The sequence below is a fragment of the Sphingobacterium faecale genome (genome assembly GCF_016746095.1).
GTDB lineage: Bacteria > Bacteroidota > Bacteroidia > Sphingobacteriales > Sphingobacteriaceae > Sphingobacterium > Sphingobacterium faecale.
In genome coordinates this window covers 693,800-710,258 of record NZ_JAERTY010000001.1, presented here as the reverse complement: position 1 = coordinate 710,258, position 16,459 = coordinate 693,800, and the positions used below count along the sequence as shown (strand labels likewise).

Here is a 16,459-nt window from a genome sequence, read left to right as displayed (position 1 = left end):
TGCCACTGCCAGCAGACAATCCTCCTCCCCTATAGTCTGGGTGTTCCTACAGCCCCAACTCAAACACTTTCTGCTCCTTTTTCTGACGGAACCCCATCTTGATATAGAATTTATGACTCTCCGTGCGTATAAGATTGCAACGTACCCGGACCATATCACAGCCTCTGACACCAGTCCACACTTTTGCTGCCTCCACCAAGGCCGCGCCTGCACCTCGCCCGCGCACTTGATCACTCACTACCAGTCCAACGATCTCTACATGATAGCCCGAATCCAGACTAATCGTATGATTTGCCTGCATCCATCCCACCACACTATTATTGATCACCGAAACGGCTATCATCACATTTTCATCAGACAGTAAGGTACTCAGTCTCTTCTCGATAGTTTCCAGATCGCTTGGATACCCCAATTGTATGGCCAGCTCTCTAATTTTCTTACTATCGTCAATTTTCGCTTCTCTTATCTCCATCATTCTTTTTTTATAGTTACCCCAGCCCGTCTTTCTCGTTCACCCTCTTCTAAGTTATCAAAACTATACCCCATCCCTACAATCATTTTCATTTTTTTAACTTTCATACCATGTGCCTTTTGTAACATTTTAAGTCAACACAACTCAATATACCTCCTTAAATGTGCATATTTGAATATGCCTTTATTTTTCACACTGGATGATATCTACAAATTGTATAATACCGATCCCTCCATCAGAGTAGATGGAATCGTTATTCTAGACAAAAATGACGGTCCAAAAATAGAATATCCCGACCATCGTCATCAATTTGATGGGCTTCTATTTAGCTTTATGATAAAAGGCACAATGAAGTCCAGAATACATTTTCTGGAATATGAGGTCAATGTCGATGACACGGTCGTCATACTTCCCCAACTCATGATAGACGTCCATGAGTTTAGTGATGATGCTGAAATGATCACCATGGGGCTTTCATTGGATTTTATAGCATCATTTTCCACATTGAGAGAGTTCATCATGAATGACCAGATCAGATGGCGACCAGTAATCAGGCTTAGCGAGGAGAGACAAGAGCAGCAAAAAGAACTCTTAGCACTCATTCTAAAAGTCTACCGTGAAAAACACAGTCCCAAGAAAAAAGAAATTTTACAGCATCTGATCATTGCGCTTATCCATATAATCGCTGAGGTTTATACTGTAGGCACAACACAAAATACCGAAACAAAAAACAGGACCTTGGAGCTTATCGATAAGTTTTACGTATTGATTTCGAAATATGCTCTGGAGGAAAGAAGTGTTAGATTTTATGCCGACAAACTTTATCTTACGCCGCAGTACTTATCTACCCTATTGAAACAAGCTACAGGAAAATCTGTCCTACAGTGGATAGACCACATCGTCATCATGCATGCTAAAACCTTGCTAAAATCATCGAATTTAACCATAAAAGAGATCAGCTACAGTTTGTCCTTCGTAGATTCCAGTTTATTCTGCCGCTATTTCAAACGTCATACGGGCACCTCTCCTAAGATATTCAGAAACATTAAGTAACACTTTTAATAATCAAACAAATAATATGGGCTTTCAACATCAATTCACCGCCACCTTACAATGGACATCACAAGATAATTTAAGTAGCGTATCGTCTACCAAGACCTATCCTAAAACCCATCAGATATTGATTGAAGGCAAGAGTATACTAGAAGTATCTGCCGCGAAAGCATTCAAAGGAGACCCTAGCTTATACAATCCCGAAGATCTTTTATTGAGTAGTTTGGTATCCTGTCATATGATGTCCTACCTTTACATCTGTTCCAAACATAATATCACAGTACTGTCCTATACAGATACTGCCATTGCTTTATTAGAAACAAGTGCTAATGGGAGTGGCCGGTTTCTTAAGGTAGAACTAAACCCTATTGTTGTGATTGCAGATAAAAATAAGGTCGATTTAGCATCCGCTCTGCATGAAGAGGCAAATAAGCTTTGTTTTATAGCAAACTCCTGCAATTTCCCAGTCCTCCATTATCCGACATGCAGAGCCAACGACTTGGAAAGTAGATAGAGCAGCGACTAACTGTCCATAGCCTCCATCTGCTCATCACTAAAACCATCCAGTTTATCCAATCTATCATCTGGCCACTTCAACAGATCCTCGAGCATAAAAACCTGCGGTTCTTCATCATTTAGTTTGTTCACACTATCAAGCAATGTCCCTTCTATTCCCTTTGGTTCACCATCACTGAGAATCTGGTATCCTTCTTCCAGCCATTTTTGTATTTGATCACGTTTCATCTCACCTCCTATGTTTGATTTCTGTACGAAAATACCACTACTCTATAAAATTTATCTTTCCTCCAGCCAACCGTCTTTGCTTTCTTTCGGAAGGATTGCCATAGACATCAATAACCCCACCTGCCCGTGTTTGTACATCGATACTTTTCCCTACATTAACCTCACACTTGCCTCCTGCATTAGTCCTCACGTACGCTTGATCAGACAGTAACCCCTTTGCTTCGTAATGACCTCCAAAAGTACAATTTACCACTTGATCCTTCGTTTCCCCTTCCAGACTGATGCTACCTCCCGCAGTACTCCAAGCTTCCACTTTCTCTACATGTACACGTAAGCTTATAATAGCACCCTCATTAGCAGACAGATAGACAGAATCCGTTTGAATTTCAAAATCATCTGTATTTATCTGAGCTCCTTTACGACCAATTATGCTTGACAAATTAGTCGTGTAGAGACTAACATCCACCTTCTGCCCCTGCATGATAGCACTAGTTGTCATTTTTAAACGCAGCACATCATCCGTCTGTATCAACTCCAACTGGGAAGCATATTCACCTTCGATAACAATCTTGTCTTCTGTTGCTGCCAATAGCCTTACGCGTATTTTATCCGTCACTTCCAGCTCCCTAAAAGAAGTCAATGTACGTGATAACTGCGCTTCTGCCTGAAAAAAAGTACAGGCTCCCAAAACGAATATCAAAAAAAAGTGTTTCATAAAATCTATTACTATCGCCCCAATTGTACTAATTCCTGTTCTGTATACATCTTTGCGCCCTTCAGGTAATTAAATAAGAGATCCTTTGTCTTTTCATCATCCAGCTTATACAGGTTACCCACCAAAAAATCTTTATCCTGGTCTATATTATCCCGGTAGCCCAGATAAGTGGGGATATAATACTGTATGCACAATCGGATAAAACGCAGTTCAACATTATTTGGATCTGATTTAATCTGTTTTTCTAAGAGCCGTTTTCCCCCGTTGAAGTAGCTCATCTTCTTAATCGGATTACCTGTGTGCTTGGCCATAAACATATGAAAAGCGGCCTCATAACCTTTTTCTAACGGACTCTGTGCATGCTTCTCAAGTACTTCAAGGTGCCGTTCACAGAGTTCCTGATTCTTCACCCCCTTATTAAAGTCCTTACGGACATCATTTAAATTCAAATGCTGTCCCTTAGCCGATATAACAAAATTGAAGATTCCGATACAGAACAAGATTCCTTTCATAGCTGTAAATTTCGTTTCTTATTTAATCTTCACCATTCTCTAACTCTAGCTACTATAGCCCCAGCTTAGTGGCATTAACTTACGCTCCGTGTTCAGGACGTCAAAAACTGACAATGGTTACTACCGTTAAATTACAAAAAATGAGCCAGTATTTATCATTGGATACGATTTATATGCCGGTTTTTATTTCGCAAATAATATAAAGTGTTTATAAAGGCAATCAACCACCTCTTCCAAAAGTTCTGGTTTGTCATCTTCAAAGGTCTGCTTGCAACCATTCGTTATTGCGACAATACCAAAACGCTCCTCGGGCTGAAAGAACATCGTACTGTACAGACCATAGGCAGAGCCTGTATGTCCCACCATAGTCTTACCAGATATGAGATTCTTATTTTCCCGTAGAGCCAATCCATATCCGGCCCACTTATTGACGGGTGTCTGCATCGTTCGAGCAGAGGACTGCTGCAGTATCCGTACCCCAGCAGATTCGCCATAGTTCATATGCATGATCATATAACGTGCGAGGTCTTCCGTCGAAATTTTCATTCCTCCTGTCGGTGAGAAAACTGGCGTTGTATATCCCAGTTTATAATTGCGTATTTCTTCACTTCTTGGTGCATAAGCTGCTGGCTGAGCCTCGAATTGTCTCTTCACCCCATCATATTCATAGATTTTGGCAAAAGCGCCCTTATCCAACGAATCGACACAATAACCTCCCTTTAATCCTAATGGGGCTAATATTTTCTGCTTTATATAGATATCAAACCTTACTCCTACAGCCCGTTCCAGAGCAGCCCCCGCCATATTAAAATTCAGATTACAATACTCATATTGAGATCCTGGCTCATAATTATTATATCCCCTCTCCCATTCCGGATTTTTGTTCGGATTGATAGCATCAAGATTAAAATAACCATTCTTATCACTTATGCTAGACGTATGCGACAGCAGCATTCTTAAGGTAATGACTTTATCAGGAAAGTAGGGATTTCTTACCCGAAAGCCGATCATATCTCCAAAATCAGCATCAAGAGAAAGTTTATTAGCTTCTACCAATTGCATCAATGCCGTAGCTGTAAATGATTTTGAGATAGAGGCAATCCGAAATAAATCTGTAGATGCACTTAGTGCAATCTTCTGATCCCAATCCTTATACCCCACTGCATCGCTATGGAAAATCTGTCCATCTTTGACGACCACATAAGCCACTCCAATGGCGTCATAACGCTTTGCAATAGAATCGACTTTCTGTCTTACCCCCTGTGAAAACGCTGACGTAATCATTCCTAGGAACAACAATAACATCGTATATTTCATCGTCATATAATTTGATTTAAGGTTCTATAAAGTACCTAAAGCTATGAAATATATTTCAAACTCAGTCGCAAAAGATAGCCAACCACTATGGCTACAGTAAAACTTGCCAAAGTACCTACCAGCACATATTCCGTAAATTTAGTATCCTTAGCATTTTTTAGATCGCCAAAACGAAATATAGATTTGGCAGCCAATAAAAAACCTATTCCCGAGAGGAAGCCCACCTGAATGAACAATACAATAATGAGTCGTTCCATAATTCCGATCAGCATACCTGCATCGATCAAAGTATCTTTTCTTTTATTGCTCAGTTCATCTTCCTGATTCCACTTACCGAAAAACACCCGTAAGAAAATAGGCGTTACTACAGCTATCAACAAAAAAGCAATCACAACTAGTATAGCTTGGTCAGACAATAGATACTGCCACCACCCGCTCGGCACTCCAAAACAATAAAAAGTAACAGCCACCAGTACAAGTAAATGTAAAAATTGGTCTAAGGCAAATAGAAAAACAGGTCTATAAGGCCACAGCTTCTCCCACCATATCTTGAGACTGTCTACAGCCAGATGTGCACTACCTATGGCGAGTATGAGCAATCCATACTGCGGCAACGACGGGTACAGCACAACTGCCAATATCAATACATGTACCAATATGTGTAACAATAGATAAAACACATTATCCCTACGTTTGAGCACCCAGCTACGTGGCTGTAGTACAAAATCTCCAAGCAAATGTGCTAATAGTAATTTTAAAAATAGAGTCAGCATCTTTTCATTAATTGTTCCGTGCAATAGACTATTGCTTTGTTTAACTTGCTCCATCCTGCCTTAGTCAGTTCGGTACTCACCTGGCTCTGATGTTTGCGTTGAAGTTTTTTTGCTAATTCCTGTTGATTTACATCCGGATACCGCAAAGACTCAGCTACAGTCTCCGCCATGTTAACTGTCCATCGATTTGCTATTTCAACGCAAAGATTAAGCATAATATTGCTCAATTCATCCCAGTCTTCCCATGGGGACCTTACTGCCAACAGATCTTTATGAAGCGATTCGAAGGCTTCACCCGAACGAACAAAAGCATCTCCAAATGAATTCTTTATATGTGTATCCATATAGTCGATCTTGCCGATCCCCAATCCCATCCGTACCTCCAGATCTCCCATGGCCCTAATCCGCGACTTCAGATAAAACAGAGCTTCTATAGATTTCTCCAACGATACCATCAGCTGGAAACTATCGCCACGAAAAACATCGTACTTATCTGAACAATCCCCCAAGGCCATTTCTAATTGCGGAAGCCACTCCCGTATATCTTTAGAACGCGAATCTACAATATCACCTGTTATAATTGCATACAATTCCATTATCCTTTCCTTTTTGCCATCATCCTATTCGATGATATTCAAAATTATCATTATTTTTAGTGATATTCAAAATTATCACTATTATTAATGATAAAAACTTTTCATTCTCCAGTCTGTTTTAAGATATAATTACCTATTTTTAGAACAAATTAAAACTAAATTGAATCCTGCACCTATGAGTAAATTCCAGAAACAACTTAGAGCAAATTCAAAATCCAAACTAAAGGATTTCCCCACACAGATCGACAAGATCAGCCCTGAAGAAGCTAAAAAAGAGCTAAAACAAGTAAGAAAAGCTATTGCAAATATACAGGAAGTCATGTATGCACACAACAAGTACAGTGTATTGATCTGCTTACAGGGTATGGATACTGCAGGCAAAGACTCCTTGATACGCGAAGTGTTCAAAGACTTTAACGCCCGTGGCGTAGTCGTACAGAGCTACAAAACTCCGAGCTTCAGAGAACTCCAGCACGACTATCTGTGGCGTCACTACATTGCATTGCCAGAACGCGGTAAATTTGCGGTTTTCAATCGCACCCATTATGAAAATGTACTCGTCACGCGTGTACATCCTGAATACATACTTCAGGAAAACATTCCTCAAATTACCCATGTTAAAGAGATCCCCAAAGATTTCTGGAAAAATAGATATCAACAGATCAATAACTTCGAACATCACGTTAGCCAAAACGGGACCATTATTCTTAAGTTCTATCTGCACCTCTCCAAAGGCGAGCAAAAAAGCAGACTACTACGTCGTCTGGACAAAGAGGACCACAACTGGAAATTCTCTCCAGGCGACCTGAAAGAACGCAAACGTTGGAACGAATATATGGTTTATTATGAAGAAGCCATACAACATACCAGCAAGCCCGATGCCCCTTGGTACATCATACCTGCAGATAATAAAGAAATATGTCGTTATCTCGTGGCCCAAGTCATTTTAGAGGAATTAAAAAAACGTAAAGACATCAAGTACCCAGACCTCCCGGCAGACATCGAAAAGCATATCGCATGTTACCGCAAAGAACTAGAGAACGAAAAATAAAGAAATATTAACGATACTTATTCATCATCTATATTGACTAATTTTACTTTCTTCAAACACAAGAACCACCCTATTGACAAGTTTGTAAATCTACATCGTTTTTTATCAGGATTTATCAAAAAAATAGGCTTGAAAATGAAGTATATATAATATATTTGTATCACCATGAGCACAACATCATATTTATCAGATAGAATCAATAGCCTTTCCGAATCGGCTACATTAAAAATGACCAAATTAGGTCGTGAACTAGCCGCACAAGGCATCAACGTCATCAGTCTAAGCGTAGGGGAGCCAGATTTCAACACTCCTGACCATGTTAAAGAAGCAGCTAAAACGGCTTTGGATGAAAACTATACACGATATACACCTGTACCAGGATATCCGGAGCTCCGGAAAGCAATTGTCGACAAGTTAAAAAACGAAAACGGGCTGGATTACGATATTTCTCAAATTGTTGTATCTACTGGGGCTAAACAGTCTTTATCCAATGTGATATTGACGCTGATCAATCCCGGAGACGAGGTCATCATCCCTACACCTTACTGGGTTTCTTATTCCGAAATGGTAGTCTTAGCAGAGGGTAAATCTGTTTTTATAGATACTGATATCGAGAGCAACTTTAAGATCACACCGGCACAGTTAGAGGCTGCGATAACTCCCAAAACCAAGGTTTTCATGTTCTCTTCACCTTGCAACCCTACAGGCTCAGTATATAGTAAAGATGAACTAGAAGCCTTGTCCAAAGTTTTCGAAAAACATCCCAATATATTCATCATCTCAGACGAAATCTACGAGCATATCAACTTTATTGACAAACACGAATCTATCGCTCAGTTTCCGAGCATCAGAGACCGTGTGATCATTGTCAATGGTTTCTCAAAAGCTTTCGCCATGACGGGCTGGCGCCTGGGATACATTGCTGCCAGCAAAGAGATTGCTGCTGCCAACGACAAGATGCAAGGACAGACCACCTCTGGCACTTGCTCCATTGCACAACGTGCGGGGATTGCAGCCTATGAAGGCGGATTAGATAGCGTTAATAAAATGAAAGAAGCATTTGCACGCCGTCGTCAGTTGGTATATGATCTTTTAAATGACATACCTGGGGTCAAAACCAACCTGCCAGAAGGAGCTTTCTATTTCTTCCCAGAAATCAGTTCATTTTTTGGAAAAAAGGATCAAAACGGCAATATGATCAATAATTCCGGAGACTTGGCATTATACCTACTTAATCAAGGCCATGTCGCTACAGTAGATGGCAACTCTTTCGGTAACGACAACTATATCAGATTGTCCTACGCTGCTTCAGACGAAAATCTAAAGGAAGCCCTGCGAAGAATCAAAGAAGCCTTAGCTAAACTGGTTTAAATTATAAAGAAGCTCCCTCTCCAGCAGGGAGCTTCTTCTTTCTAGCTCCCAAGTGGGTGACTAAGCCTCACTAATAGAAAAAAGGGGGCTGATAAAAGAATTTACCACTAATCTGAATAAAAATGCATACCTTTGTATGCTTTTTTAGCCCTATTTAGGCCCGTTAAAAAACATAAACATTGATTGCACATGAAATTATCACAATTTAAATTCAACTTACCTGAATCTCTTTTGGCCTCCGAGCCTTCTGAACAACGTGACGAGTCACGTTTAATGGTCTTACATAAAGATACTGGTAAGATTGAACATAAAATATTTAAAGACGTCTTGGATTATTTTGATGATAAAGACGTGATGATATTAAATGATACCAAAGTTTTTCCAGCACGTATGTACGGCAACAAGGAGAAAACCGGTGCTACTATTGAAGTATTCCTTTTACGTGAACTCAACAGAGAACTGCGCTTGTGGGACGTTTTGGTAGATCCTGCCCGTAAAATCCGCGTAGGAAACAAACTTTACTTTGGTGACGATGACTTATTGGTTGCAGAGGTTGTGGACAATACCACTTCAAGAGGCCGTACTATACGCTTTCTTTTTGAAGGTACAGACGAAGAATTCCGTCGTAACATCGAAATACTGGGAGAGACACCGCTACCTAAATATATAAAACGCAAAGCTACTCCAGAAGATAAATTTCGTTATCAAACTATCTACGCTAAAAACGAGGGTGCTGTCGCAGCACCTACTGCTGGACTTCACTTTTCCCGTGAATTGATGAAGCGCCTAGAGCTTAAAGGTGTAGATTTTGCGGAGATTACTTTACATATCGGTTTAGGTACGTTCCGCACCGTAGAGGTCGAAGACCTGACGAAGCACAAAATGGACTCTGAGCAATTTATTATAACAGACGACGCAGCCAAAACAGTCAACCGTGCAATCGATGACAAACGCCGCATCTGTGCTGTAGGCACGACGTCTATGCGCGCAATCGAATCTTCTGTATCTGCCGACAGACATTTAAAATCAGGTTCAGACTGGACCAGTAAATTTATCTACCCGCCATACGAATTCAGTATAGCCAACTCCATGATTACCAACTTCCATACACCAGAATCGACCCTATTGGTTATGATTGCTGCTTTTGGAGGTTACGAAAATGTAATGAATGCATACGAAATAGCTGTAAAAGAGAAGTACCGTTTCTACAGTTATGGAGACGCAATGCTTATTATCTAAGGATTGTAAATATATTTTACGTACGTTTGAAGCGTGGATAGATACTATCCACGCTTTTTTTAGATTATGTCCAATAAAATTGTCATTATAGCTGCCGGAGGAAGAGGCTCCCGCTTTCACTCTACCTTACCCAAGCAATACCTATTGTTGGATGGTTATCCTGTGATAATGCATACCATCGATGCCTTTGCACGTATAGCGGATCGCATCATTATCGTACTCGCCGAGCAAATGAAGGGTACTTGGGAAGAACTCTGCAATGAACATCATTTTAAGGTGCCGTACGAATTAGTTATTGGTGGCGAAACCCGTTTTCAGAGCGTACGCAATGCTATTCGACATATCACAGGGAATTCATCTAAACCTCTAGACAATGCGACTGTGATAGCGGTACATGATGCAGCCCGTCCATTAGTGGACCACCACCTTATACAGGTATCATTTGATATGGCTCTACAGGGCAAATGCAATGTATTAGCCGTACCAAGCACCAACTCTATCCGCATAGGACACCAATCAGACTCGAGAGCAATAGACCGAAACACAGTCTGGCAGATTCAGACCCCTCAAACTTTTCCAGCTCCTATTTTAATCGAAGCTTTCCAACAGGAGGAAATTCCCGAGTTTACCGACGATGCCTCTGTTGTGGAACGAAAAGGACATCCCATACATCTGCTTGAGAGCAACGACAGAAATATTAAGCTGACGTTTGCGTCTGATTTCAAAATTGCAAAGCTCTATCTGGACGAAACTAGGCATTTCCCCGAATAACACGCAGTAATACGACAATAATCGCAATGACCAATAAAATGTGAATAATTCCTCCCGTTGCATAGCCTCCTAGAAAACTAATTGCCCAGATAATAACCAAAATAACCGCGATCAAATAAAGTAGATTTCCCATAGCTTTATAGTTTAATGAATTTATAATGTTACGTTACTTATTTTACTGTAACGAACAGCCGGAAATCTAAAAGGTTTTGTTGAGAAACAAATTATTTCACATCGATAGATAATCCATCATACGCCGTATGGACATATGCCGGCAACAAGCGCTCTATGTATTCATGTTTTCCAAACCGATGGCTTATATGAGTCAGATAAGCTCTTTGAGGTTTTATGTCATTGATAAAAGCAAGAGCTTCCTCCAATGTAAAATGAGATATATGAGGAGATTCCTGCAAGGCATTAACGACCAGCACATCCAATCCCACCAACTGCGCACGGCTTTCATCAGATACGGTCTTTGCATCTGTGATATACGCAAACCGCCCTATACGATACCCCATTACAGGCATCTTATAATGCATCACTTCAAAAGGCATTATCTGCTGCCCAAAGATATCGAACGCTTGTCCTGCACTTACCTCTTCCAAATCCAACTGTGGTACGCCGGGATACTTTACAGCCGAAAAAGCATAGTAAAACTCCCGTTGTAACGCTTCCAGCGTAGGTGCGTCTGCATAGATAGAAATAGACTGTTGTTGATGGTAGTTGAATGCACGTACATCGTCTAATCCTGCAATATGATCTTTATGGGAGTGCGTCATTAAAATGGCATCGAGGTGATCTACCTTTTCTCTTAGCATCTGATATCTAAAATCAGGCCCCGTATCGATTACAACATTGTAACCACTATCTAATTCCACAAGAACAGAGGTACGGAGGCGATTATCCCTAGTGTCAGTAGACACACATACCGGGCAATTGCATGCAATCACCGGTACACCCTGAGAGGTCCCTGTTCCTAAGAATCTAATTTTCAATACTTAATTATTTTCTTTTAATAATGACTTATAAAACACCCACTGTTTTTCTTCCAGATCTTCTTTATTAATTTCGAAATCCTTAATAAGCTGAATCAAGGAGTTTATCTTGATCTCAAGATTAGAAAACTTATTGACTACAATTACCTTCGAATTCTGAATCACACAAGCACCGGTCTTAAAGTTACCTTTTTCATAGCGAACTTTATAGCCCAGTTCCGCCAATAAATCTTCAATCTTATCTAGATTATATTGTGTAATCGATACCACTATTTCAATTTAAACTATAAATTCTTTATTTACTAATCCTTTTTCTATTCAAATACCGATCTCAACAGGAAGTATCCTTACGCAATAGTACCCGATCTATATAATTTCCTATGAATCCAAAGCCATATGCCATCAACTGCGTAAAAGCGGTCACAACAGACCACAAACCTACCTTCAGGCTCTTCGTTTTCAAACTGCTGTGCAATAACAGCAATGTTATGAAAGAAAGCAAAAAAATATTTCCACCCCACACCATATAGTGGAGGACAACTGCATCACCAAATAGCAGTATATCTACAACATTAAGCACCAATAATCCAATTATCCCTATCGTGAACAACGCTGGTAGTGCATGCACAGGCTTCAGCTCCCTCGGATAAATCTGCGCGATATCGATACGTCCTTTTCCAAAGTTATAAATCTGTTTAAAAAACTGAGGCAGGCTAGTCCGTCGCTTATGGTATACAAAAGCCTCTGGAACAAGGCCAACCTTAAATCCGCTATTAATCATCCGGATACTAAATTCAATATCCTCCGACCGGCGGGACAATTTATATCCTCCTGTTTTTTTCCATACCTCTCGCGATATCCCCATATTGAAGCTCCTGGGGTGAAACTGACCTACATGCTTTTTATTACCGCGTATCCCCCCTGTCGTAAAAGGGCTTGTCATCGAATAGCTTATTGCCTTTTGTATCGGAGTAAAAGATTCGTGTGCTGCATCAGGCCCTCCAAAGGCATCCCATCTCTCCCTATCCAACGCCTCTTTTATCACAGATAAGTATTCGCTTGGTACCAGAATATCCGAGTCAAACACGATAAAGTAAGTTCCTCGCGCACGCTCAAATCCATAATTACGTGCAAAGCCTTGCCCTTCGTTCTTCTTCTCAAAATAATGAACATCCAACACACCCTCGAAGCGCGCTATCACATCTTTAGCCGGTCTAGTCGATCCATCCTCAACAATTACAACTTCAAAGTCCTTAAACGTTTGTTTTGTCAAGGTAGACAGTAGTTCCTCTATCTCTTCAGGTCTGTTGTACAGCGGAATAATTAGTGAGAAAAACATAACTACACCACGCGTTCAATATGATACTTATTGCGTTCTGAACTACTCCTGGACAACAATTCGGCGATAAAACCTGTCAAAAACAACTGTGTACCAATCATGATGGCCAACAAGGATAAATAGAACAAAGGTTGATCAGTCACATTTCGGTATACTGTACCATTAGCTATACTCATCAATTTATCCGAAATCAGGTAAATCGTGATAAAAAAACCGATCAAAAAGCTGATCACCCCTATAGGGCCAAAAAAGTGCATCGGTCGCTTGCCGAACTTGCCAACAAAGAAAATAGACAAGAGGTCTAAAAACCCTTTAACAAATCTACCTGGTCCAAATTTGGTTGTACCATACTTGCGGGGGTAGTGCTGTACGACCTGCTCCTGTATATTCGAAAAACCAGCCCATTTGGCAATAACTGGAATGTAACGGTGCATTTCACCATAGACTTCTATACTTTTAACCACGTCTTTTTTATAAGCCTTAAGGCCACAGTTGAAGTCATGGAGATTATGTATGCCCGACATACCACGTGTCACTGCGTTAAACAACTTTGTAGGTATCGTCTTTGTTATAGGATCATAGCGCTTCTGCTTCCATCCTGAAACCAAATCTGCGTCTTGGTTCATAATGCGGTCATACAACTCCGGAATCTCATCAGGACTATCCTGCAGGTCGGCATCCATTGTAATAACGACATCCCCCTGAGCAGCTGCAAACCCGACATTCAAGGCCGCTGATTTACCATAATTACGCCTAAACTTGATTCCCGAAATCTGCTCGTGCTGTTGCTTCAGCTCCAGGATGACGGCCCAAGAAGTATCCTTACTACCGTCATCAACCAAAATGATTTCGTAACTAAAATTATGGGCGACCATTACACGTCGAATCCAATCGGTCAATTCCGGTAGTGACTCGGCTTCATTATACAGTGGTACTACAACTGAAATATCCATATACTATTTAAAGAATCAATTACTTCTTGACTACTTTCGTACGAAACAACAAAGCCAGAGTCATTGCAAAAACAAAATTAACCAAAAGGCTGATAAAAACCGGAGGCACCGTATTTCGAAAAGACAACTCTGAAAATGCGAAAGTCCGATCCTGCTCTATAATCTCCATCTGTTGATCGATCTCATCATCCGTAGCTCCTCGACTTTCCATCTCTACAATCTTGAGATTCATCAGGTTCTGATAACTTTCCTCAAGTATTGTTTTATCTATGATCACCTTTTGATAAACCGTAATACCGATCGCGCTGACCACAATACTAGCAGCAAGAAAGATATAAATACTTTTCAGCGCCCTGCTAAAGGTCCAGTCTTCACCATTTCTCTTTTTTAAGAGATACACCAGCCCAATAGGGATCAAGACCGTCCCCACCACCTTCAATGCGGTACTTACTATATATAAAGACGAATAACTATCCGCCATACCGCTGTGATATATCGCTATAACCGAAAAGACGATCGACAATATACCCGCTATAGCACCATATAGCAGCGCATCTTTTTTTTCTGCTTTTGTCAGTTGATTAACCATATATTCCGGCCTTACTTATTAAAATTAATAATCACCTGATATATAGAAGTTTCATAAGCCTTATTGGTAGCACTTCTTTCAAATTCTTCTAATTGCGTAGGGGAAGGATTAGGCTCAAAGAAGAATGAAACTAAGGGATAGAACAGTTCGAAAAGCTCCTCTTGCTCAGTTACTGATGTAGCGACCTTCGCTATTTCTGAATAATCACTTTCTACCAAAATCTGATTAGCGATTACTTTCTCATAGATGTTATATTCGTCCTGGAATTCATCCTCTTCCACCAAGAGGAATTCTTTCAAATAATCTTCCAAAGAAGGCTTGATCTCATCATCAGCACATTCCTTCAGGTACAAAAACACATTCAACAGTTCTGTTCCCCTATCGATTGTATCTTCTTCAATCTGCTCCCACTCTTCAGAATCTAAATAATCTTCTTCTAGTTTCTGCACATCTTCTGCAAAGAAATTGATCATCAATAGATCAAAACTTACCTCACGCAATTCTTCAAAGCGCTGATGATCATCAAACACCTGATCCAACTGCGCTACCTTATCCATAAAAGGCAACTCCATATCATATACAGCAGATAATGCAGTTGCAAAATTATTACTTTCTAGCCCTTCTATACGCGCGTATGTATTTACTGCAGCATCTACTGCATTTTTAACTTTAATATCCATATTATTACGAATTAACAATCAACTTATTATTATTTATCACCAGATTTACTTTCCCTTGTAGATCCTGTCCCATTAATGGATTGTTGGCACCTTTTGAACGATTACTCCCAGCATCAAAAGCCCAAGTAGCATTCATGTCAAAAACGACCAGATTAGCTGTTTCTCCTTTTTCAAATTTAGGGACTTCCATTCCTAATACCGCTCTCGGTCCTAGTGCCATCTTCTCTACGATAGCTTCTGCGGTCATACCAGCACGTACAGCCAATGGCAAGGCAGTCTGTAATCCTGTGATACCGCTTTTGGCGATATGGAACTCCACATTTTTAAACTCTATCTCATGTGGTGTATGTTGTGAAACTACAGCATCAATTACTCCTTCCTTAAGGCCTTTTAATAAAGCTTTTACATCTTTATTGGTACGTAAGGGCGGACATACTTTATAGTTAGAATCAAATGTCACCACATGCTCATCGGTAAACACCAATTGATGAGCGGCCACATCGCAGGTTACTTTGATTCCCTTCGCTTTAGCCTTCTTGATTAGATCAACAGACTCCGCTGTCGATATCGTTGTAAAGTGGATCGGAGCCTCGTTGTATTCCGCGAGAAAAAGATCCCGCGATACCATCATTGCCTCCGCCAGATTGGGGCTTCCCTTCATTCCTAAGAAGGTACTCATCACACCTTCATTCATCTGATTATCACCCGACATCGATGTATCTTGGGCGAATGAGATGATCAAACCATCAAATCCTTTGGCATACAGAAGCGCCCGCGCCATCAGTCCGGCCTCTTGCACACTATGATTACCGTCCGAAAAAGCGACGGCTCCATTTAATTTCATATCGTACAACTCAGCCAGTTCCTTTCCTTCGCGCTTTTTTGATATCGCTCCTACAGGATAAACATCTACTAAGTTGCCCTTTGCACCATTCACTAATAGAGATACTTCAGCTCTACTATGCACTGCCGGGTTTGTATTGGGGTGTACAGCCATTGCTGTAAAACCACCTGCCGCCGCCGCCGCAGTACCCGTCAATATATCCTCTTTCGTCTCATATCCCGGCTCACCGATATTCGCATTCAAATCAAAAAAACCAGGGCTTACAACACACCCCTTAGCTCCGATAACCTTCGCGTCCGAACCTCCTGGTTTCAGCTTTTTCCCTATATCTATAATTTTTCCATCTTTGATTAAGATATCGATTTCCTCCCCGTTCAGTGGATGATTGGGTAAGACTAACCTAGCAGAAGAAATTAAGACTGTATTCATGGATATTTTGCTAATA

Annotated in this window: 21 protein-coding genes; 6 read left to right on the top strand and 15 right to left on the bottom strand. The window is 40.6% G+C overall.

Annotation, left to right across the window (positions count from 1 at the left end; all coding sequences use genetic code 11):
* Positions 1-46: 46 nt before the first annotated feature.
* On the bottom strand, positions 47-475 hold the full coding sequence (locus JKG61_RS02885) for a GNAT family N-acetyltransferase (protein WP_202101477.1): 429 nt from the start codon (positions 473-475) through the stop codon (positions 47-49).
* 174 nt (positions 476-649) lie between these two features.
* Here JKG61_RS02885 and JKG61_RS02880 point away from each other — a divergent pair, with 174 nt between their 5' ends.
* Positions 650-1,525 carry a helix-turn-helix domain-containing protein gene (locus JKG61_RS02880; RefSeq protein ID WP_202101476.1) on the top strand — a complete coding sequence of 292 codons (876 nt, stop codon included), beginning with the start codon at positions 650-652 and terminating at the stop codon, positions 1,523-1,525.
* Between the two features lie 25 nt (positions 1,526-1,550).
* Positions 1,551-2,039 (top strand): OsmC family protein, encoded by a 489-nt coding sequence (locus JKG61_RS02875; protein WP_202101475.1) that lies wholly within the window; start codon positions 1,551-1,553, stop codon positions 2,037-2,039.
* Between the two features lie 8 nt (positions 2,040-2,047).
* On the opposite strand, the gene JKG61_RS02870 is transcribed toward JKG61_RS02875, so the two are convergent.
* From JKG61_RS02870 to JKG61_RS02845, 6 genes are all read right to left on the bottom strand, one after another.
* Positions 2,048-2,269 (bottom strand): phospholipase D-like domain-containing protein, encoded by a 222-nt coding sequence (locus tag JKG61_RS02870; RefSeq protein WP_202101474.1) that lies wholly within the window; start codon positions 2,267-2,269, stop codon positions 2,048-2,050.
* 37 nt (positions 2,270-2,306) lie between these two features.
* A complete protein-coding gene (locus tag JKG61_RS02865; protein WP_202101473.1) occupies positions 2,307-2,984 on the bottom strand; it encodes a GIN domain-containing protein in 678 nt (225 codons plus the stop codon).
* Between the two features lie 11 nt (positions 2,985-2,995).
* Complete coding sequence (locus JKG61_RS02860) at positions 2,996-3,496, bottom strand: hypothetical protein (protein WP_202101472.1); 501 nt, start codon at positions 3,494-3,496, stop codon at positions 2,996-2,998.
* Between the two features lie 183 nt (positions 3,497-3,679).
* The gene (locus tag JKG61_RS02855) at positions 3,680-4,819 is read right to left on the bottom strand and encodes a serine hydrolase domain-containing protein (protein ID WP_202101471.1); all 1,140 of its coding nucleotides are present in this window, start codon (positions 4,817-4,819) and stop codon (positions 3,680-3,682) included.
* A 35-nt stretch (positions 4,820-4,854) separates the two neighbouring features.
* On the bottom strand, positions 4,855-5,640 hold the full coding sequence (locus JKG61_RS02850; RefSeq protein ID WP_237249350.1) for a DUF3307 domain-containing protein: 786 nt from the start codon (positions 5,638-5,640) through the stop codon (positions 4,855-4,857).
* Complete coding sequence (locus JKG61_RS02845; protein WP_202101470.1) at positions 5,580-6,182, bottom strand: SatD family protein; 603 nt, start codon at positions 6,180-6,182, stop codon at positions 5,580-5,582. The genes JKG61_RS02850 and JKG61_RS02845 overlap by 61 nt, the downstream gene beginning before the upstream one ends.
* Before the next feature lie 175 nt (positions 6,183-6,357).
* Here JKG61_RS02845 and JKG61_RS02840 point away from each other — a divergent pair, with 175 nt between their 5' ends.
* From JKG61_RS02840 to ispD, 4 genes are all read left to right on the top strand, one after another.
* The gene (locus tag JKG61_RS02840) at positions 6,358-7,233 is read left to right on the top strand and encodes a PPK2 family polyphosphate kinase (protein ID WP_202101469.1); all 876 of its coding nucleotides are present in this window, start codon (positions 6,358-6,360) and stop codon (positions 7,231-7,233) included.
* 165 nt (positions 7,234-7,398) lie between these two features.
* The gene (locus tag JKG61_RS02835) at positions 7,399-8,604 is read left to right on the top strand and encodes a pyridoxal phosphate-dependent aminotransferase (RefSeq protein ID WP_237249349.1); all 1,206 of its coding nucleotides are present in this window, start codon (positions 7,399-7,401) and stop codon (positions 8,602-8,604) included.
* 189 nt (positions 8,605-8,793) lie between these two features.
* The gene (gene queA / locus JKG61_RS02830) at positions 8,794-9,843 is read left to right on the top strand and encodes a tRNA preQ1(34) S-adenosylmethionine ribosyltransferase-isomerase QueA (protein WP_202101468.1); all 1,050 of its coding nucleotides are present in this window, start codon (positions 8,794-8,796) and stop codon (positions 9,841-9,843) included.
* Positions 9,844-9,909: 66 nt separating this feature from the next.
* Positions 9,910-10,614: a 2-C-methyl-D-erythritol 4-phosphate cytidylyltransferase gene (gene ispD / locus JKG61_RS02825; protein WP_202101467.1), complete on the top strand. Its 705-nt coding sequence runs from the start codon at positions 9,910-9,912 to the stop codon at positions 10,612-10,614.
* Here ispD and JKG61_RS02820 read toward each other — a convergent pair.
* The 8 genes from JKG61_RS02820 to JKG61_RS02785 form a co-directional block, all read right to left on the bottom strand.
* Entirely contained in the window at positions 10,595-10,747 is a 153-nt protein-coding gene (locus JKG61_RS02820; RefSeq protein WP_149913551.1) for a lmo0937 family membrane protein, read from the bottom strand. The genes ispD and JKG61_RS02820 overlap by 20 nt on opposite strands.
* Before the next feature lie 91 nt (positions 10,748-10,838).
* On the bottom strand, positions 10,839-11,609 hold the full coding sequence (locus JKG61_RS02815; RefSeq protein ID WP_202101466.1) for an MBL fold metallo-hydrolase: 771 nt from the start codon (positions 11,607-11,609) through the stop codon (positions 10,839-10,841).
* A gap of 3 nt (positions 11,610-11,612) precedes the next feature.
* Entirely contained in the window at positions 11,613-11,879 is a 267-nt protein-coding gene (locus JKG61_RS02810; RefSeq protein WP_202101465.1) for a hypothetical protein, read from the bottom strand.
* Positions 11,880-11,940: 61 nt separating this feature from the next.
* Positions 11,941-12,948, bottom strand: coding sequence for a glycosyltransferase (locus JKG61_RS02805; protein ID WP_202101464.1), 1,008 nt, complete (start codon positions 12,946-12,948; stop codon positions 11,941-11,943).
* Between the two features lie 2 nt (positions 12,949-12,950).
* Complete coding sequence (locus tag JKG61_RS02800) at positions 12,951-13,901, bottom strand: glycosyltransferase family 2 protein (protein WP_202101463.1); 951 nt, start codon at positions 13,899-13,901, stop codon at positions 12,951-12,953.
* A 19-nt stretch (positions 13,902-13,920) separates the two neighbouring features.
* Complete coding sequence (locus JKG61_RS02795; protein ID WP_202101462.1) at positions 13,921-14,490, bottom strand: DUF4199 domain-containing protein; 570 nt, start codon at positions 14,488-14,490, stop codon at positions 13,921-13,923.
* A gap of 11 nt (positions 14,491-14,501) precedes the next feature.
* A complete protein-coding gene (locus tag JKG61_RS02790) occupies positions 14,502-15,170 on the bottom strand; it encodes a hypothetical protein (RefSeq protein WP_202101461.1) in 669 nt (222 codons plus the stop codon).
* 4 nt (positions 15,171-15,174) lie between these two features.
* On the bottom strand, positions 15,175-16,443 hold the full coding sequence (locus JKG61_RS02785; protein WP_202101460.1) for a dihydroorotase: 1,269 nt from the start codon (positions 16,441-16,443) through the stop codon (positions 15,175-15,177).
* Positions 16,444-16,459: the final 16 nt, after the last annotated feature.